Below are 19,396 nucleotides of genomic sequence, written 5' to 3' on the forward strand. Positions count from 1 at the left end.
AACGTATCATTGGAGGCATTCTCTGGCAGAGGCAATTGGAGCCAGTTTATATATATATTCATTTTTATTTTTATAGGCACGGTTACGGGTGGAGTAGCTGAGTTAAAAGAAATTAATAGATTAATCACTAAAAAATATGAAGAGTTTGGGGAGCCAACGCCTACTCCAGTTCCAAAATAGTAATATAAAGAAAGGAATAGATAGTAAATGAAAAAAATTTCCTTGATGATTATTCTTTTTCTTTGTCTATTTGGGGGAGTGGGAGCTGTATTAGCAAGTTCCTTTGCGGCGGAGCAAAACACAAAGCTACAAGAAGAAGACGCTTGTGCACTGGGAATCGATAACCAACAGGCAGTTACAGATAAAAATACCCCAACTGAAAAAGACGGTTGTATGGATGATATGAAAATAAATGAGATTGATTAGAAACTGAAGCGATACTATCCCTTTTGTGCAGGCAGGCTAGGCTATACTGTCTTACAAGGGGATTTTTCTATGCCCGAATTTTCAATTCCAGTCTTTTTAGGTTATTATTAAAATATATTTACTATTAAAAATGTCATGGGGGTTGGAAATGTTAGAGATTCTACTTGCAGGAATTGCCCCTGGATTAGCATTATTAAGTTACTTTTATTTAAAAGATAAGTATGAACCAGAACCTGTATTAATGGTACTTTTTACGTTTATTTCTGGTGCGTTGCTTATATTTCCGATAGCATTTATTGAATATGTACTTAAAGCAGAAAATATTGTTAAATATGATTCCATTTATGCAATTTTTTCTTCAGGTTTGGTTGAAGAATTTTTTAAATGGTCCATTTTATTCGTTTTTGCATACAGGAATGTGGAATTTGATGAGCCTTTTGATGGTATTGTCTATGGAACCTCTGTATCTTTGGGGTTTGCAACTGCCGAAAATATTATGTATTTAATGACTAATGGGATGGAATTCGCTCTTACACGTGCATTACTGCCTGTCTCTAGCCATGCCTTGTTTGGAGTTATTATGGGGTATTATATTAGCAAAGCCAAGTTTACAAAAGAATCAAAGCTGCCCTTCTTACTGTTTTCTATGTTACTTCCAGCTTTATTACATGGAATATTTAATTATTTATTGTTGAACCAAGGCTCTTGGCTGTCGCTACCTCCTTATATGGTGTTCTTATGGTGGTTAGGTTTGAGAAAAGTGCAATTGGCGGAAATTTCAAGTTATAATCATTTTAAAAAGAACTATCATATTCAACAAGGAACGGAATTAAAATCTGGAATGAGATTATACTTTCCATTAAGTAAATAGACGTCTGGAATCTTGTTCAATGACTTATTAATTAAGAAATGCCATGTTTTAGAAGGGAAAGGGAAAAATGACGAAAAGGTTAACTTTGACAATTTCAACAATGTTCATTGTAATGATTTTGGCAATGTGGAGGCTTGAGAAAGATTATATTGAAATTGATTTACAAACGAGAATTTTTATTTCAGCTGGTGCTAGTGTTTTATCAGGATTGATATCATACTTCTTATTTTTTAGGGGAGATAAAAACTAATTCTGCTTATGTCTAGAAAAAACATGCCAATGATATTGTAAAAAGTTAAATTATCTAGGTTACCCACCTGTGAATTAATTGGATCCGTAGCTTTTACAAAAGCTGCGGATTTTTTCTGTTTTTGAATGAAAATAGTAAGTGTTTCATTAAACATTATGAAGGGTTTGAATTCTAGAAAGCTGGAAAATAGTTTTATGGATTTAAAGAGAAAGAAGGTTGAAATTCAAAATGTTTTAATTCATGATAAAATATGGTGATATGAATCGGAGAGTTTTAATACATCAAGAAAGGGGAAACAGTAACATTGAAGAAATTATTTTTCTTAATTATTAGTACATTATTTATCGTTCCAACTATTGCGAATGCACATACTGCATTGACAACTTCTAACCCTGAAGATGGTCAAGTTGTAACGGAAGACCTAACAGAAATGGTTCTAACGTTTGAAGGACAAATTGAATCATTAAGTACGATGAAATTACTGAAGGTTGGACAGGAAGTACCTATAAATGTTGAACTTCAAGAAAAACAAATGATTGGTACATTATCCACTCCTTTAGATAATGGCTCCTATCTCATTGAGTGGAGTATAGCGGGGGAAGATGGTCACTTAATTACAGGAGAAATCCCTTTTACTGTCCAAATGGAGCAAGAGGTAGAACAAGAGCAAACGACTGATACGAAAGAGCCTATTACTACTGAAAAAGATGATAGTAAGGCTGAAGATCAGTTGAAAAGCGATAATACTACTGAACAAAATAACACACAATCATCAAACACAATCAAGATAATAGTTTCAGTTGTGGTTGTACTGATTTTGGGAATTGGTATATTCCTGCTCTTTGGAAGGAAGAAATGAGATGAATGTTATTATTCCAATAGCGGAAATCGGAAATTATATAGTTTTTTCGTTTTTAATAGGGCATGCTGTTCTACAATTCGTACCTGATTCCCATAAACCAAAAATCAACATTTCTAGGAGTATATTATTATTATCGACTTTGGGTATTTTTGTTTTTACCCTAGGGCCTGTAGCTCAGACGATTTTATATTTCAGTGACAGTGTTGGGCTTACTTTAGCAATATTTTCAGTTTTAACGGATTTTCAAGTAGGTCAAGCGTGGATTTTCATTGGGTTTATGTCAGTGTTCTTATGGATGACAATACTAGTTAACGGATCTAAATACTTACAGGCACTGTGGCTATTATTGATGGTATTAAGAGTTGGATACTCTAGTCATGTGGCCTCTTTAACTTTTTGGGTTGGTTTATTTGCGCATTCGGCGCATTTTTTAATGGTCACATTGTGGACAGGCATATTAATACATGTTGCTTGGTTTTCAAATGAGCAACAGAAATGGCCGAAATTTTTACGATGGTTTACGCCATTTGCCGTTGCATGTATTATCATTATCATATTAAGTGGCGTTACTCTTATGATATATGTTGTTGAACCAAAGGACTATGTAAGGTCTTGGGTATTACCATATGGACAAATGCTGCTCTTAAAGCATTTAAGTGTTATTCCTGTACTCGTATTTGCGTTTATTAATGGCGTTCTTGCCAAAAGGGCAGCGACCATACCTTCGTTTAATCCACGTCCTTGGGTAAAAGCAGAAAGTTTTATTATTTTAATAGTTTTTTATTTTACAAGTGTTTTAGGAACGTTATCTCCACCTCATGAGGTTGATTTCACAGTAAGATCAGAAGGGGCTTCAAAATGGGTGGAATGGTTGTTAGAAAAAGACATTCTTTCAACATTAAATATCGGAATAACTATGAATTTCCTTACTGCAATTTTAATTACATTTTCACTCATTTTTTCCGTACTAATTGTTGTTAGTTTCAAGAAAGTAAAACCTTTAGTAGCTGTATTTTTCGGAATAAGTCTTATTTTTGCCATGTATTTCGGCTTGATGTTTTCTTTAACAATTTAAGCATATAAATGAATAGTTAATAAGGGAAAATAGGAGAATCCAATATGTTGCTATGGGTAAGTATTTCATTAATTGTTCTTTTAACAAGTTATGTTATATATTTGAACCAGCGGATATACAATTTACGGAATCAAGCAACGAAGTCCATGAAGTTGTGGTCGAAGCCACAGAATACAGTTCAAATAATATTGTATAAAAGCTGGGACGCCCTCTATTATTAAATTCAAAACGGAAGAACTCGGCTTTACGGGCATCATTCTATCCGAGGATCTTGAGTTTAATGTTGCTTTAAAGGAAAATACAAATAACTATGTTAATATCGACTCCTTAAAACCTGGAACTTACGACTATTCTTGTGGAACGGGGATGTATAAAGGTACAGTTATTGTTCAATAGGATAGAAACCCCCTTTTAATAGGGGGTTTTATATTATTGTAAGGACCACAGTTCCAAGGAGTAAAAGATTTAAGTGTTAAAAAATCGCCACTATATCAAGGGTTGGGTTGTTGAGGATGATACATTGGAACGTTTATTATTAAGTTGCAAAATAGAATATTGAAGCTTGCTAGCCTAGTGGTGGATGTCTATCTCAATTCAATGTCATCACAAAATGCAGAGTCCCGTGATGTTGTTCATACATTAATTTTCTCATTCATTGTAAGTGATACTCCTTATAATTGCATTTTAATAGATTTAATAAATTACTATTTTTTGAGGATAAATGTTCATTCTCCGCCTTTTTATTGGACACAAATTAAAATTCTTTTTAATCATTAAATCAATCGAAAATACCAATAATAAGAAAAATTGATGTACCTTTTTTCTATATACTTAATACGAACTTATAGATAATAAATAATAAAGTCGAAGGTGTAAATCCTATGAAAGTAGAAATAATTAGAAAACTAAAACATATAGAGAAAGAATACGATATAAAGATTCTGTATGCTTGTGAAAGTGGATCACGTTCCTGGGGGCAACATAATATTAATAGTGATTATGATATTCGATTTATTTACATACACAGGCCAAACTGGTATCTAACCATAGATTCGCAAAAGGATTTCATTGAGTTGCCAATTAGTGAAAAGCTCGACATCACTGGCTGGGAATTACAAAAATGTTTAAAATCATATCGTAAATCTAACCCCACTATTCTAGAATGCATACATAGCAAAGTTGTTTATTTAAAGTCGGGTTTAACTGTTGATAAATTAAGGTATCATACCAAAGACATATTTTCACCTAAAGCATGCTTGTACCATTATCTTCATATGGGAGATAAAAATTTTCGGAGAAAAAATGTAAATAATATAGTTAAAAATTACTTTAATATCCTTAGACCCATACTTTCTGCAAAATGGATAGAAGCAAATAGCCAGTTTCCATCAGTGGAGTTTTCTGTTCTGGTTGAAAAAATGGTACCTACTGTAGAAATAAAAGAGGAAATAAAAAATTTAATAGTGAAAAAATCAAATGGGGAAAGTGAAGTATCTAATGTAGAAAACATTAATGATTTTATCAACAACGAAATAAAACGTTTATTTGAATATGTAAAAACAATTGAAACAAACAAAAAAGACCCAACTCCTTTATTGAATGATCTTTTTTTAGAAAGTATAAGGGAAAGTTGGGAAATTGAAATTTTATAGAAAAAATTTTTAAAACAGTTGTTGTGTTAGGGGTCTAAAAAGAGTCTTTTTTGAGTCAAAAGATTGCACACAAAACCCAATTGTTTTTTCTCTTTTTGTGTGAAGTTTACATACAAACAAAAAGGACTCTAGTTACTTCGATGGGAATCCCCAGGCTCTGCTGCCCGATTCACAGGCATAAAGGACTTTAACATCATATTCTTGTTCAATTTGTTCCAGTACGATTAAGAGTTGTTCACTCAATAATACCTCATTTACTTTATTTGACTGCTTTCCATATCCTAACCCGAGGTGCTGCTAATCAATCCTAACATCCTGATGCTCTCTGCAAGGTCAAGGGAATAACACTCTTATTGCTGAATATATAAACAATAGGTCCTTATTCCTTTTAATAGGGGGTGATAAGATGTTATCAAGACAATTAATTATATACTTTCTGCTTTGTTTAATTGCAATTTTAATGGTGAAGGAATTTTCATTTAGTCCTGAGTCCTTTTCAGGAAACGGTAATCCCGTCATTCTTATATTTCCATTTGTCCTGCTGACGTTTGGCCTTTTTGGATATGAACTATTTCTAAAATTAAAGGATGCAGTCTTTATAAGGACTACCTGGCGAAATTTTGTTGTTTGTTCCTTTATCGTCCTTCTTGCTGCATGTGTGCTAGAAGTATCTTATTTTAACGAGTTGATTCAGAAATTAGGTGGTCCCCCCACAAATGAAGAATCGAGAATTTATCGATTTCCTTGGTTAAACCAATACACAAATACGATTTTTGTTAATTTCTATACCTTCCTCATTTATGCTTCTACATTAACATTCTTCACATCATTATATAAATGGCTAAAAAATTAATACTTTCTAAAAATATAATGTTGTTGTTGTTTCCATAAAATATGCACTATAATAGGGTTATAAGTGTTCACAGAATTGTCAAATTTATATCTTTGAAGAAATAGAAATAGGGTGAACCTAATGGGTAGATATGGAGGGAACGGAAATGATTAGAATGGCTGTTGCGGGTATTTTGGGTTTTGTTCTAATTTTTATTGAGTCCATGATTGTAATGAAACTAAAGGGTTATCATGGAATTGAGTTTGGAGGATTAGCACCGTTTATTAACGTCTGGGCCATGAATTTCTTCCTTGTATTTGCTATAATCACCCAAATAACAAATTGGTATCAAGATCGTGTAGGATTTGAAAGTGGAGAAGAAGATAATATTTATTAAAAAAATGAGCCTCAATCATTTTGTGATTGAGGCTCATTTTTTTTGTTAGGCGTGTTGTTTTACAGTTTCTTTCCCTTTGAAAACAGTTTTGCGCATGAATGGAACCACCCAGCGGTCAAGACCAATGCGGCCTGCATTGTAACCAGCAGTTAAGATGATGAAACCTAAGAATATGTCAGTTGGGTTATGAGATACTGTTCCTGCTAAGAAGAAAGAGAAGTTCATCACGAGACCAAAGAACATCGCTGTTGTTGTTAAACATCCAAGCAAAAGACCTAGACCAATTAATGTTTCTCCCCAAGGAACGATGAAATTGAACACATCAATGTTAGGTAGCGCAAAGCTTTCTAAGAAGTGTACATACCAGCTGTAAACCATATTGCCGTCTGGACCTTTAACTGGATTCTTTACTGCATTAGCTAGAAAACCTGAAGCGTCGAATCCGCCACCTGTTAATTTTCCTAAACCAGCTGTGAACCATGCGTAGCCTAGGTATAAACGAATAATAGTTAAAATAGCTGCTGAAATTTTATTTTCTCTTAAAAAAGTGTTAAACATAAAGCATTCCGCCCTTCAAAAATTAGTTTTATTTGATAGTTTTACTATAAAAGATTTTTGTAGTTAACAACATAACTATAGTGATAAGTTCACGTTTTGTTCGAAAAGTTTTGACAGGAACTTGAACAACTAAGTTAAAACTCATGAATCTGTTAGGCTGCTACTTTTGCTTTGTCTTTGCTGCTTTGTGTTTTCATTGTTTTACGAATGAAAGGAATCACCCAGCGATCAAGCCCGATACGACCAGCATTATAACCAGCGGTTAAGATGATGAATCCTAAGAAAATGTCTGTTGGGTTGTGAGAAACTGTTCCTGCTAAGAAGAAAGAGAAATTCATCACTAGACCAAAGAACATAGCCACTGTTGTTAAGCATCCTAATAGAAGTCCTAAACCAATTAATGTTTCGCCCCAAGGAACGATGAAGTTAAACATATCAATGTTTGGTAATGCAAAGCTTTCTAAAAAGTTAACATACCAACCGTAAACCATGTTGCCATCTGGCCCTTTAACTGGATTAGCAATTGCTCCTTTTAGGAATCCAGAAGCATCGAATCCTCCGCCTGTGATTTTGTGAAAACCTGCAGTGAACCAAGAATATCCAAGGTATAAACGTAAGACTGTTAAAAATCCAGCCGCGATTTTGTTTTCTCTTAATAAGTTTATAAACATTTTGAAGCATCTCCTTGTAAAAATGTTTTAAATACTTTCTACACTGCAAATATAACAAATTAATCTCGAATCGAGGGTATTTTGCTCACTGTTTCACATGATTGTAAAAAAGTTTTGAACAAATTGTTACACTAAACTAAATTAATATAATGAGGAAAAAGAATTACTGTAGAGGATGATTTGAGCTTCACTTTGCGGAAAATCAAGGGGTATATGTGCATTTTAACGTTTTATAAAGGATGACAATTAAACCTTTAATTGCAAAGAAAACATCCCCTTAATTATCCAGTAAGGGGAGTTTTTGACACTTATCCTAAATATTTTTCTAATGGGCTCCAATAGTTCTCTCCCCAACCAGTTGCAAGGTGTTCTACATCACTTTCAGGAAAACCGATGTGGTCAAAAATAAGAAGTGTTTTTGAGTCTTGCTCTTTTAGCTCGAACTTGGCAATGGAATAAATCCCCTCTTCCCAGTTAGCTACACGCCAAGCTTGTACGATTCGCTTACCTGGTACTAATTCAATGTTTCTTCCAAAAATCATCCCTCCAAAACAGGAGAATGAACCACCAGCTTCAGAACTAATTTCAGTGGGAGCTCCACCAGTAACCTAGCTGAATTGTTTAGTATCTGTCAGTGCTTCATAAATACGTAACGGATTTGCATTAAAAACTACTTCTTGATGAATTGTTTTAGTCATTTTTTTCCTCCATAAAATAATTTTATTTTTTTAAACTAATGCATTGCTACCACTGACCAAGGATCTACTCCTGGATCTTTGCCTTCTGCAAAATCCTTAATCCTTGGCATGTAATGAGACCAACCTTGTTGGTGTGACGGAATTTCTCTAGCAGGTAAATCGTAATGGGTTAATATTAATTTTGTTCCTTTTTCATAAGGAGTCAGCTTGAACTCAACTTTACTAGAACCGGGAGGAACCACTTTTGATTTTTCCCACCCCCACGTCATTAATATTTTTTCATAAGGGACAATTTCAAGATATTCTCCCATCGCGATATCACTTCCATTGACATCGATTCGGTATTTACCACCAATTCTTGGCTCAAGTAGAATATGTCTGCCCATCCATTTCACCATTTTATCCGGGTCGATAAAGAACGTAAATAATGTTTCAGGTCGACATTCAATAAAGATTTCTTTTATTATTTTCTCACTAATCATCTGATTCACTTATTCTCCTTTCTTCTTCTTCAGCAGCTTCTTTCAATAGAAGTAAACTATCATCCCAAAAACGGTCAATATACTGTTTAATTTCTGAAAAACCTTCCCTTCTGATTGAATAATACCGTTTCGTTCCCGCTCTCCGTACAACCACTACACCGGATTCTTCGAGAACTTTGAGATGCTGTGAAATGGCAGGCGCTGATATTTCAAAATGCGAAGCAATGGCACTAGAGGTAAGTTCTTTGTCTCTAACAAGATTAAGAATTTCCCTCCTTCTAGGTTCTGCGATGGCATGAATAACTTTTTCAATCATGAGTTTAATTTAGCACACACTTAATTAAGTGTCAACTTAATTAGTGGATTTAATACATAGATATCATTTGAAAAAATATATGATTATATCATTAAATTTGGATTTGAGAAAAAATTCATAAAAAGTGATTTTATCTCTTGATAAAACTAATCATATTAGTTAAAGTAAAACTAACGATATTAGTTAAGGGAGGTTGATCAAAGTGAGAATGATCAAAGACGAATTCTTATATCAAGTTACATTTATGGCCAATGTGTTTCCGGTAAATTGTTACCTGGTTGAGGAAGAGGAGAGTTTAACATTAATTGATGCAGCATTGCCTTATAGTATAAAGGGGATATTAAAGGCAGCAGAAACGATTGGGAAGCCAATTACAAAAATTATTTTGACGCATGCGCATGAGGATCATGTTGGGGCGCTTGATAAGATAAAAGAGGCACTACCAGATGTGCTTGTGTATATCTCGGTCAGAGATAACAGAATAATGAATGGTGACACTTCGCTTGAAGAGCATGAGCACCAAACACCGATTAAGGGCGGCGTTCCGAAAAAGCTGAAGACCAGAGCAAATATACTATTGAAAGAAGGAGACCTAATTGGATCATTGGCAGCCATTGAAACCCCTGGGCATACACCGGGTTCGATGTCTTTCATTGATATTCGCTCAAAGGCACTGATAGCAGGTGATGCTTTCCAAACTAGAGGAGGAATTGCCGTAGCGGGTGATATGGTGCCATGGTTTCCTTTTCCTGCCTTTGGTACATGGAGTAAAGAAACTTCTATAGTAAGTGCAAAGAAAATAGTGAATTATCAGCCTAAGCTACTTGCGGTTGGACATGGTGAAATGCTGGGAAATCCGATTAGGAAAATGGAACAGGCAATTAATCGTTTAGAGCAGAAATTGAAATAAAGGGGTTTATGAAAATGTCACCAAGACCAAAGGTTGGACTTGAATTAACAGAGATTCTGGGAGCAGCAGCGGAGTTAGCGGACGAATTTGGGATACAGGAAGTTACCTTGGCAAACCTAGCGAAAAAATTAGGAATCCGTCCTCCGTCATTATATAACCATTTTGATGGGCTTGGCGGGTTAAGAAAGAAAATGGCGATTTATGGGATAGACCGGCTATATGAGGTATTAGCCCAATCGGCTATAGGTGTGTCTGGAGATGAGGCCGTGCTAACTATTAGTAAAGCCTATGTTGATTTTGCACGGAAGCATCCTGGGGTTTATGAGGCGACTTTGATGGCACCGGATATGGAAGATGAAGATGTTCAGAATGCAGGTTCTAAGGTTGTCGAACTCACTGTGCGTGTTTTACAGGCCTATAGATTAGAAGGAGACACCGCGTTACATGCAGTAAGAGGACTACGGAGCATTTTGCATGGATTTTCTTCATTAGAGCAGCGGGGCGGTTTTAAAATGGAGTTAGATTTAAATGAAAGCCTGGAAATCATAATAAAAGCGTATATTCATGGTATGCGTGAGAAGTAAGGTTATTAGGGGCAAAAACAGGTGTATTTCCAGAAAGAAAGAAAGAATACGACAGATTGTATCTATGATTGGTGCGGCATAAGAATATCTAAAAAAAATTTAGACGAATTTTAGCAAAAAACTTTAAACTAATAAGTCAAAGTAGATCATCTTATTACGTTTTATAATAATAATTTTTCTATACGTTACCGTCTATCTACTTTTTCAGCCTGAACGGGCACGAATAGCCACTATTCGTTACCACAAACCTCCTTTTTCAGCCTGAGCGGGCACGAATAACTTCTATTCGTTACCGCAAACCTCTTTTTTCAGCTTGAACGGGCACGAATAGCCTCTGCTTTACAAAACTGGCCTCTACTACTAGTGTTACCTATCAATCGAAAAAAGCCAGTCGCAAGTTTGGCTAGCTCTCAAAAAGGTTATGCACTTGGATCGCTAAAAAGCGTCACGGCCCAACCGGCACCGTTTCACTCGCCGTCGTTAAACTCCAAAAGACCTATCCAAGAGCAAGTCTTTTTTTTAATAAGATGTTATAATGTATGTAATATCTCGATTAAAGGAATGAAATTAATGCAGAAATTTGAGAAGTTAGGTTTAGTTGTGGACGTTGAAACGACCGGGTTAGGGCCAACTACAGATGAAGTAATAGAATTAGCGTTGAAATTGTTTTCCTATCGTACAGATACCGGCGAAGTTCAAGAAATTATTGAAGAAGATTCCTTTTTGAGAGAACCGCTTTCCAGTTCTGCAAGAAGGAACTATGACCGTGCCTATCAAATCCACGGGATTCCCTATGAATTAGTAGAAGGGAAGATCTTCACGGATGGTAAGATTAAAACTTATTTTCACCGTGCCGATTCCGTTTTCGCTCACAATGCTTCCTTTGACCGAAGCTTTCTCTATCATATGTACCCAGAAGTAAATGATTTAAAATGGTATTGTACCATGCGGGGTGTTAAATGGAAAAACTACGGCTTTCCTAATGGTAAACTCCTAACACTACTGCAAGCACACAACATTACAAACCATCAAACACATAGAGCACTTGACGATATTACATACCTCATGGACCTGCTCAGAAAAACAAGTCCTAATGGAAATCTCTACCTTCAAGAAGTACTTGAAAACGGACCGATGAGAAAATACCAGCCTGCTGCCACTCGAACCAAAATGGGATAACTGCTCCATCCATAAAGACACTTCAAAACGGATCAAAAAATGGGTTCCGTTTTGAAGTGTCTTTATTAAAATACGTGGCGAGATGACAGGCGTTTTGGCATCGTCACATATAAAAAGTAAAACTCGCCATGGCGAGTTTCTTTATTAGGAATACAGATATATAAAACCTCAGGGTAATGCCAGTAAAAAGTAAAATAAGCGGAGATTTTGCGGTTATATGCAGAATGGGCTCGTTTGGAGGGTTATAAGGGGAGGTTTTCCGACTATGTGATGCAAAATCTCTCATTTTCCAATTTTTTGAGCCAATAGGCGGAATCCCTCCGTCTATTTAAGCTTTTATTAATAATGATTACTAATTAAGCGGAACTTTTCCGTCTATTTATCTGTTCGGGTGCTTAATCTAACCCCCAACCGGTAAGTGCGGATTGTACAAAACCTATTGTCCATCATAAGGTCAAAGTTAATGGAACTTCGTAGAAACCTTGATAAATAAAGAAAAGACGAATGCCAATTCATCCGTCTTTTCTTGTGTCCGACTACTATTTCAGATATCTCTCTTCCACAATCTTTCGGTGATGCATTTCGTGGCCAGCGATGATGTAGGCGATGGCTCTGGTGGTAATTTCCATTCCGTTTGCGTTGCCTATATTTGCCCACGCTCCGGCTGGGATGTTTTGAATAAGGGTGATGGCGGCGTTTCTTGTTGCTTTGAAGTCTTCAAGGATTGCTTCCATCGAAAGGTTATGGGTTTGGGCAGCCTCAACATAATCGGTTTCATTAAAGCCTGCTAATGGAGTTTGATCTCCGCGGCTTACACGAAGCAGGCGATAGGTCATAATTCTTTCCGTATCGATTATATGTCCAAGCACTTCTTTCACACTCCATTTACCCGGAGCATAACGATGATTAGCCTCTTCTTCGGAAAGCCGCTTAAAAAGATCAACCACCGCTAAGAGATTATCCTGCAAAATCTCTACAACCTCACCATTTGGAACCTGTTGAATATAGGGTTGATAGTAATCTGGATACTCGTTTTCTGTTGGACGTTGAAGCATTATATTCTCCACTCCTCTCAATTCTGTATATTATATTTGGAAATATCTCCATTACTAAATTTATCCTATCACATAATTAAAGCGGTTTGAATCGATAAAAACAGCAGCTCATTTATTTAAAGATGGAAAATTCGTAAAATGAAAAAAAAAATTGGTTAACGCTTACAAAATTGTATTGACGGATTTTGTCGACGGTGATATTCTATGTATACAGTTAGTTTGTTAGTTCATTAAACAAATTAATTGGGATAATTATACACTCTCGAGAAGTTATAAAAAAGCAATGAGTATTTGTATTTTTGTAAAGGGATTCACAAATATGCATCAACTTGTCTTAGCAATTATTTAAAGGGTTTACATTTATTATTTTAGAACGATTTAATGGGAGGGTTAATAATGGCTAGAGCAATACAACAGAAAGTTGAAACCCCACAAAATGATGGGAAAGCAGTACGCCCATTTGGGATGAAGGATAAATTAGGTTACTTGTTCGGTGATTTTGGAAACGATTTCTTCTTTATTCTAGTTGCAGCGTTCCTGATGGTATTTTATACAGATGTATTTCATCTAAATCCGGCTGCAGTCGGTGGATTATTTTTTGCCGCACGTTTGTGGGATGCATTTGCAGACGTAACATGGGGCCGCTTTATCGATACAAGGAAAGCTGGAAAGAATGGAAAGTTCAGACCTTGGATCTTAAGAATGTCTTTGCCACTTGTAATTACAGGGGTGTTAATGTTTGTTCATATTCCAGGAATGACTGATGGATTTTACCTTGCTTATGCATATGTAACGTATATTCTTTGGGGAACATTATATTCTACTGTTAATATTCCTTATGGCTCAATGGCTTCTGTTATCACAGGTGACCCTGTTGAGCGAACTGCTTTGTCAAGCTGGAGAACACTTGGTGGTAACTTAGCAGGCTTAATCATTAACGTGGTTGGACCAATGATTTTGTTTGTTGATAATAAAGCAGATGCGAATCGATTCCTATTAGGTGCAATCATTTTCGGTGTTCTTGCAATTGCTTGTTATATGGCTTGTTATAAATTATCTATTGAACGTATTGTAATGGATGAAACAAATAAACCGAAAGCGAGCTTTGGCAAAACTGTAAAAGGTCTTGGTAAAAACAAACCACTCATTGTGTTCCTTACCCTTTCTTTACTGTTCTTGGTTTGCTTCATGTTAATTGGTACTGTAAACGTGTATTTATTTAAAGATTTCTTTGGAAACGCTAAAGCATTAAGTATGGTTGGTCTTCTTCAATCGATAGCTGTATTTGTAGGTATGCCATTGGTAAGACCATTAGTTTCAAAATTTGGTAAAAAAGAAGTGGCTTCAGGTGGTATTTTACTTGCAGCTGTTGTATACGCTGTTTTATATTTCCTTCCTAACTTAACAGCAACACAATTTATCGGAATCTTAACAATTGGTATGTTTGGTTATGGTCTATTCAATCTTGTAATTTGGGCTTTTGTTACAGACGTCATTGATTACCATGAGTATTTAACTGGTTTACGTGAGGATGGAACTGTTTACTCTATCTATTCCATGGCACGTAAGATCGGACAAGCTGTTGCCGGAGGTTTAGGTGGTGTAGCAATTGCAGCAGTTGGATACACTGCAGGTGCCGAAAAACAAACAAGTGAAGCTTTACAAGGAATTCATACACTAGGTACTCTAGTACCTGCAATTATACTTGGTGTAGTGTTCCTAATGCTCGTATTCTTGTATCCATTAAACAAAAAGCGCACAGCACAACTTGCAATTGATTTAGCTGAAAGAAGAAGTTCAAAATAAAAACTAAATTATATATGAAGAAAAAGGAAGCAAAGATAATTTGCTGCCTTTTTCTTTTTCTTTTGCTTAAAGAGTTAAATCGTTATTAGGTCGAAAACTGGAAGTCGCTAATGACCTACTGGCAAATAAATTGCATTTTTAAAAACAGAAACCATTAACACTAAAATCACAAACAAAATTATTGACGAATAACAAAAATGGGAATATTATAAATGTGCATTTAATTTATTAGTTTAATAAACAAATTAATTGATGCAGTAAACATGCTCGTGAGTAATTTAGTAAGGGGTTACACAAAATAGTTTCAAAGTAATTTAATGCAACCTAGAAATGATTTTTAGATTATATTTTTGGGAGGGAATAGAAATGGTTCAAGCATTGCAAAAGAAAGTAGAATCCCCACAATCAGGTGGGAAAACTGTACGTCCATTTGGGATGAGAGATAAATTAGGCTACTTGTTTGGTGATTTTGGAAACGATTTCTTCTTTGTTCTAGCCGCCTCATTCTTGATGGTTTTCTATACGGATATTTTTCATATTAATCCTGCTCATGTAGGAATTTTATTTACGGTCGCACGTCTTTGGGATGCTTTTGCTGACGTAACATGGGGTCGTTTCATTGATACTAGAAAGGCAACTGCTCAAGGGAAATTTAGACCATGGATTTTAAGAATGTCATTGCCACTTGTAATCATGGGTATATTGATGTTCGTAAAGATACCTGGTATGTCTGATGGGTTTTACCTTGCTTATGCATATGTAACATATATTGTGTGGGGAACATTATATTCTACTGTAAATATTCCTTATGGCTCCATGGCTTCGGTGATCACAGGTGACCCTGTAGAACGTACTTCACTATCAAGCTGGAGAACTTTAGGGGGTCAAATGGCAGGTTTAGTTATTAACGTAGTTGGACCAATTATTTTATTCGTTAATAATAAACCGGATGCAAATCGTTTCATTATCGCAGCATTAATTTTCGGTGGGCTTGCACTTGTTTGTTATATTGCTTGTTATAAATTATCTGTTGAACGTATCGTTATGGATGAAACAAATAAAGAAAAAGTGAATTTTGGCCAAACAGTGAAGGGGCTTACTAAAAATAAACCATTAATGGTGTTCCTTGTAGCTGCATTAGCATTCATGATTGTCTTTATGTTAATTGGTACGGTAAACGTATATCTATTTAAAGATTATTTCACAAATGCAAAAGCATTAAGTATGGTTGGTCTTCTTCAAGCAGTTGCAGTATTTGTCGCAATGCCATTTATTCAACCATTGGTTAAGAGATTTGGTAAAAAGGAAGTGGCTTCTGGCGGCTTATTAATTGCGACTCTTGTATACGCAATTCTATATTTCCTTCCAAATTTAACGGCAACACAATTTATCGGTGTGTTAACAGTTGCTATGTTTGGTTATGGTATTTTTAATCTTGTTGTTTGGGCGTTTGTTACAGATGTAATCGATTATCACGAGTATTTAACAGGTCTCAGGGAAGATGGTACCGTTTACTCAATCTACTCTATGGCACGGAAAATCGGTCAAGCGGTTGCTGGTGGTGTTGGTGGTGCAGCGATTGCAGCTGTAAGTTATACTGCAGGTGCCGAAGTACAATCGGCTGAAACTTTACATGGAATTCATACACTTGCTACTTTAGTACCTGCGCTTACACTTGGTGCAGTATTCCTAATCATTGTATTCCTATACCCATTGAACAAAAAGCGTACGGAGCAACTTACAGCCGATTTAGCTGCAATGAGATTTAAAAAATAATAAATCATTTTCAAAAAAGTAGCTATGATTTAGCTATCTTTTTTATTGCTGAAAAATCCCCTTTTGCGAAAAAGCTAAAAGGGGATTTACAGTAATAAAAGTATTAAATGTTAACGCTTGCGCTTTTTTTGGTATCGACTTGATAGTTAAAATTCAACATCGGGACATTTAAGAAAAGCTTAATTGCAAGTGCGCAAGCACCTAGAACAGCAGAATTCCTGCCAATTGTAGAAATCTGAAGTGCACGGTAATGGCTGATGGAAGAATTCAAATTTCCTCTAATTTTATCGAGAGAATTCGGATAGATACGCAAGAGCTCACTATCAAGCACAAGTACGTCAGGGTTGTACATATTGATCATATTATTTAAGCCAATTGAAAGGTAGTAGGTGAATTGTTCCATTAGTTGGATTACTTCTTCATCGCCTTCGTCAAGCCATTTTTGAATATGGTCATACGTAATAGGTTTGATATTCCGTTTCTCTGATAAAGTATTGAAAATAACATTCTCAGAAGCATATCTTTCCCAGCAGCCTTTATTTCCACAATTGCATTGGATTCCATTTGGTACAACAATCATGTGGCCAATCTCACCAGCGAAGCCATCATGCCCTCGGAAAAATTCATTGTTCATCATCATTCCCAGACCAATACCAGAATAAAGAGTGGCAGCTAACAAGTTATCGGTTTCGTGGTTTACAAATACTCTCTCCGCAAAGGCACTTAGATTCGCATTGTTTTCTAGGTAAACGTTGATGTCGATTTGTTTTTCTAAGTCAGATTTAAGGCTAATGTTGTTCCAGCGCAAGCGTGGTACATAATGAATGGTTTCATCTTTTCCGACTAGACCATGAATAGCAATAACAATTCCGATAATTCCGTATTGACTGAAAGCGTATTCACTTTTGAGTATTCTAATTTGTTCTACTAAGAGATTTAATATCTCCTGATAGTTTGAAGTATTGGTTTCAATCCTCTTAGAGCTGACAGGACTGCCTATAAGATTAGAAACAGTAAAAGAAATGTGGTCATAATCCAGGTCAATGCCTAGAGCGAAGCCTGCCTCACTGTTTAAGGAAAGCATGATTGGCTTTCTTCCAACTGCATAGTGCTCAAGTTGTGTCTCTATTATTAGACCTTCGTCAATTAAATCTGCTACCTGTGCTGAGATGGTTGCACGTGTTAGAGCGGTCACTTTTGATAAGTCTGCTCTAGAAATTAAACCTTCTTTGACTATTTCTCTTAGAATAATTGAGCGATTAATTTTTTTAATGTATGCCGCGTCACCGGTAATCATTTGTATCCTCCATTCGAGCAGCTTAATTACTATAATCCTAGTATAACAGGTTATTGCAGGTAGGTCTCTTTGTTTCAAAAAAAATTCATAATCTTTCAATTGACTTAACAAAATAAACATGATAAGTTGGTAATGTAATTAATTTGTTTACTAAACAAATTAAGAAATGCAATTTCATTGGATTTTTTTAATATATTTGTAAGGGGTTACAGATAACAATAATGTAAGTTAATTCAGGAGGGTTTCGAATGAAAAACTTTTTAGACAAAGACTTCTTGTTAAATACTGAAACATCCATTAAATTATTTGAAAATGCAGCCCAGGGACTGCCGATATTTGACTTCCATTGTCACCTTGATCCACAAGAGGTTTGGGAAAATAAGTCATATGAAAATATCACCCAATTATGGCTTGGGGGAGACCATTACAAATGGCGTACCATGCGTATGAACGGTATTGGCGAAAAATACATTACCGGTGATGCAAGCGATTGGGAGAAATTCGCTGCATGGGCAGAAACCGTACCAAACCTAATTGGTAACCCGCTTTATCATTGGACTCACATGGAGTTAAAAATGTTCTTTGGAATTGAAAAATTACTAAGCCCTGCCACTGCACGTGAGATTTACGATGAATGTAATGAGAAGTTAAAAACTTCGGATTATACAGCTAGAGCTTTTATTGCAAAATCGAATGTGAAGTTTATCGGTACAACCGATGATCCTAATTCAACATTGGAATACCATCGTTTACTGAAGAATGATGAATCCTTTACTCCAATTATTGCACCAACATTTCGTCCGGATGGAGCTCTATTTATTGAGCGTCCTACATTTGTCAGCTGGACCCGGAAATTAGAAGAGGTATCTGGTATTAAGGTTGATTCACTCGATGGATTCTTGAAGGCATTGCAGCAACGTGTTGATTTCTTCCATGAAAATGGCGGCCGTGCATCCGATCATGATATTCAAAAAATGGAATACGTTGAAACAACAAAGGAAGAGATTGAAGGTATTTTCAATAAGCGAGTAAGCGGCGAACAGCTTTCTAATGATGAACTGGTTGCTTACCGTTGGTTCCTATTAACAGAGCTTGGAAAAATGTATGCTGGCAAACAATGGGTGATGCAGCTTCATATGGGTGCAATTAGAAATAACAATACAAAAATGAAAGAGCTTATTGGAACGGACACTGGCTTTGATTCAGTTGGTGAATCTAATTTTGCCGAAGGCCTATCTAAATTCCTTGATACTCTTGAGCAGCAAGATGCATTACCAAGAACAGTATTGTTTAACCTTAATCCTAAAGATAATCCAGTTCTAGCAGGTATGATGGGGAACTTCTATGAAGAAGGCGTTCCAGGTAAAATTCAATTTGGTTCTGGCTGGTGGTTTAATGACCATATCGATGGAATGGAAAGACAAATGAAAGATCTTGCAAACGTAGGTCTCTTGAGCCACTTTATTGGTATGTTGACAGATTCTCGCAGCTTCCTTTCTTATGCTCGTCATGAATATTTCCGTCGTATTCTTTGCAATCTATTAGGAGAATGGGCAGAAAGAGGACTAGCGCATAATGATATGGAATTCCTTGAGAAAATGGTTAGAAATATTGGCTACAATAACGCAGAGAAGTATTTTTTACAGCGCTAAGAAATTAAGTTAAGATTAAGGGGCGCCCTTTATAAGGCTCACCCCTT

22 protein-coding genes and 2 pseudogenes are annotated in these 19,396 nt (G+C 35.8%); 16 read left to right on the plus strand and 8 right to left on the minus strand.

Annotation, left to right across the window (positions count from 1 at the left end):
* Positions 1-99: 99 nt before the first annotated feature.
* From CHI06_RS31080 to CHI06_RS13060, 8 genes and pseudogenes are all read left to right on the plus strand, one after another.
* A pseudogene (locus CHI06_RS31080) lies at positions 100-180 on the plus strand (PCYCGC motif-containing (lipo)protein); the annotation flags it as partial.
* A gap of 27 nt (positions 181-207) precedes the next feature.
* Complete coding sequence (locus tag CHI06_RS13030; protein ID WP_095248985.1) at positions 208-426, plus strand: hypothetical protein; 219 nt, start codon at positions 208-210, stop codon at positions 424-426.
* Positions 427-574: 148 nt separating this feature from the next.
* The gene (gene prsW / locus CHI06_RS13035; RefSeq protein WP_095248986.1) at positions 575-1,297 is read left to right on the plus strand and encodes a glutamic-type intramembrane protease PrsW; all 723 of its coding nucleotides are present in this window, start codon (positions 575-577) and stop codon (positions 1,295-1,297) included.
* 67 nt (positions 1,298-1,364) lie between these two features.
* A complete protein-coding gene (locus CHI06_RS13040; RefSeq protein ID WP_095248987.1) occupies positions 1,365-1,547 on the plus strand; it encodes a histidine kinase in 183 nt (60 codons plus the stop codon).
* 304 nt (positions 1,548-1,851) lie between these two features.
* Positions 1,852-2,406, plus strand: a complete 555-nt coding sequence (locus CHI06_RS13045) for a copper resistance CopC family protein (protein WP_095248988.1) — start codon at positions 1,852-1,854, stop codon at positions 2,404-2,406.
* A gap of 1 nt (position 2,407) precedes the next feature.
* A complete protein-coding gene (locus CHI06_RS13050) occupies positions 2,408-3,484 on the plus strand; it encodes a copper resistance D family protein (protein WP_095248989.1) in 1,077 nt (358 codons plus the stop codon).
* A gap of 192 nt (positions 3,485-3,676) precedes the next feature.
* Entirely contained in the window at positions 3,677-3,880 is a 204-nt protein-coding gene (locus CHI06_RS31085; RefSeq protein ID WP_095249019.1) for a cupredoxin domain-containing protein, read from the plus strand.
* 485 nt (positions 3,881-4,365) lie between these two features.
* Positions 4,366-5,136, plus strand: a complete 771-nt coding sequence (locus CHI06_RS13060; RefSeq protein ID WP_095248990.1) for a nucleotidyltransferase domain-containing protein — start codon at positions 4,366-4,368, stop codon at positions 5,134-5,136.
* Between the two features lie 135 nt (positions 5,137-5,271).
* Here CHI06_RS13060 and CHI06_RS13065 read toward each other — a convergent pair.
* Positions 5,272-5,379: pseudogene (locus tag CHI06_RS13065) on the minus strand (DNA polymerase beta superfamily protein); the annotation flags it as partial.
* A 163-nt stretch (positions 5,380-5,542) separates the two neighbouring features.
* Between CHI06_RS13065 and CHI06_RS13070 the strand changes: the two are divergent.
* Both CHI06_RS13070 and CHI06_RS13075 read left to right on the plus strand, forming a co-directional pair.
* Complete coding sequence (locus tag CHI06_RS13070) at positions 5,543-5,989, plus strand: hypothetical protein (protein WP_095248992.1); 447 nt, start codon at positions 5,543-5,545, stop codon at positions 5,987-5,989.
* A gap of 145 nt (positions 5,990-6,134) precedes the next feature.
* Entirely contained in the window at positions 6,135-6,365 is a 231-nt protein-coding gene (locus CHI06_RS13075) for a hypothetical protein (protein ID WP_095248993.1), read from the plus strand.
* Between the two features lie 45 nt (positions 6,366-6,410).
* On the opposite strand, the gene CHI06_RS13080 is transcribed toward CHI06_RS13075, so the two are convergent.
* The 5 genes from CHI06_RS13080 to CHI06_RS13100 all read right to left on the minus strand — a co-directional run bounded on the left by CHI06_RS13080 (position 6,411) and on the right by CHI06_RS13100 (position 9,090).
* Positions 6,411-6,923, minus strand: a complete 513-nt coding sequence (locus tag CHI06_RS13080; protein WP_095248994.1) for a DoxX family membrane protein — start codon at positions 6,921-6,923, stop codon at positions 6,411-6,413.
* A gap of 152 nt (positions 6,924-7,075) precedes the next feature.
* Positions 7,076-7,594, minus strand: a complete 519-nt coding sequence (locus CHI06_RS13085; RefSeq protein WP_095248995.1) for a DoxX family membrane protein — start codon at positions 7,592-7,594, stop codon at positions 7,076-7,078.
* A 308-nt stretch (positions 7,595-7,902) separates the two neighbouring features.
* A complete protein-coding gene (locus CHI06_RS13090) occupies positions 7,903-8,178 on the minus strand; it encodes an SRPBCC domain-containing protein (protein WP_218833097.1) in 276 nt (91 codons plus the stop codon).
* A gap of 149 nt (positions 8,179-8,327) precedes the next feature.
* Positions 8,328-8,774, minus strand: a complete 447-nt coding sequence (locus CHI06_RS13095) for an SRPBCC family protein (protein WP_095248996.1) — start codon at positions 8,772-8,774, stop codon at positions 8,328-8,330.
* A complete protein-coding gene (locus tag CHI06_RS13100; RefSeq protein ID WP_095248997.1) occupies positions 8,767-9,090 on the minus strand; it encodes an ArsR/SmtB family transcription factor in 324 nt (107 codons plus the stop codon). Before CHI06_RS13100 ends, CHI06_RS13095 begins: the two co-directional genes overlap by 8 nt.
* A gap of 202 nt (positions 9,091-9,292) precedes the next feature.
* Here CHI06_RS13100 and CHI06_RS13105 point away from each other — a divergent pair, with 202 nt between their 5' ends.
* The 3 genes from CHI06_RS13105 to CHI06_RS13115 all read left to right on the plus strand — a co-directional run bounded on the left by CHI06_RS13105 (position 9,293) and on the right by CHI06_RS13115 (position 11,763).
* Positions 9,293-10,000 (plus strand): MBL fold metallo-hydrolase, encoded by a 708-nt coding sequence (locus CHI06_RS13105; protein WP_095248998.1) that lies wholly within the window; start codon positions 9,293-9,295, stop codon positions 9,998-10,000.
* Between the two features lie 14 nt (positions 10,001-10,014).
* Positions 10,015-10,584 carry a TetR/AcrR family transcriptional regulator gene (locus CHI06_RS13110; protein WP_095248999.1) on the plus strand — a complete coding sequence of 190 codons (570 nt, stop codon included), beginning with the start codon at positions 10,015-10,017 and terminating at the stop codon, positions 10,582-10,584.
* 570 nt (positions 10,585-11,154) lie between these two features.
* The gene (locus CHI06_RS13115; RefSeq protein ID WP_095249000.1) at positions 11,155-11,763 is read left to right on the plus strand and encodes an exonuclease domain-containing protein; all 609 of its coding nucleotides are present in this window, start codon (positions 11,155-11,157) and stop codon (positions 11,761-11,763) included.
* Between the two features lie 539 nt (positions 11,764-12,302).
* Here the strand turns inward: CHI06_RS13115 and CHI06_RS13120 are convergent.
* Entirely contained in the window at positions 12,303-12,818 is a 516-nt protein-coding gene (locus tag CHI06_RS13120) for a DinB family protein (RefSeq protein ID WP_095249001.1), read from the minus strand.
* A 396-nt stretch (positions 12,819-13,214) separates the two neighbouring features.
* Between CHI06_RS13120 and CHI06_RS13125 the strand changes: the two genes are divergently transcribed.
* Together CHI06_RS13125 and CHI06_RS13130 are read left to right on the plus strand one after the other, a co-directional pair.
* Positions 13,215-14,624: an MFS transporter gene (locus tag CHI06_RS13125; protein ID WP_095249002.1), complete on the plus strand. Its 1,410-nt coding sequence runs from the start codon at positions 13,215-13,217 to the stop codon at positions 14,622-14,624.
* 366 nt (positions 14,625-14,990) lie between these two features.
* Entirely contained in the window at positions 14,991-16,400 is a 1,410-nt protein-coding gene (locus tag CHI06_RS13130) for an MFS transporter (RefSeq protein WP_095249003.1), read from the plus strand.
* A 103-nt stretch (positions 16,401-16,503) separates the two neighbouring features.
* Here the strand turns inward: CHI06_RS13130 and CHI06_RS13135 are convergent, their stop codons facing one another.
* On the minus strand, positions 16,504-17,697 hold the full coding sequence (locus tag CHI06_RS13135) for an ROK family transcriptional regulator (protein WP_095249004.1): 1,194 nt from the start codon (positions 17,695-17,697) through the stop codon (positions 16,504-16,506).
* Positions 17,698-17,945: 248 nt separating this feature from the next.
* Between CHI06_RS13135 and uxaC the strand changes: the two genes are divergently transcribed.
* Entirely contained in the window at positions 17,946-19,349 is a 1,404-nt protein-coding gene (gene uxaC, locus CHI06_RS13140; protein ID WP_095249005.1) for a glucuronate isomerase, read from the plus strand.
* Positions 19,350-19,396: the final 47 nt, after the last annotated feature.

This window comes from Bacillus sp. 7884-1 (assembly GCF_002272245.1).
Taxonomy (GTDB): domain Bacteria; phylum Bacillota; class Bacilli; order Bacillales; family Cytobacillaceae; genus Neobacillus.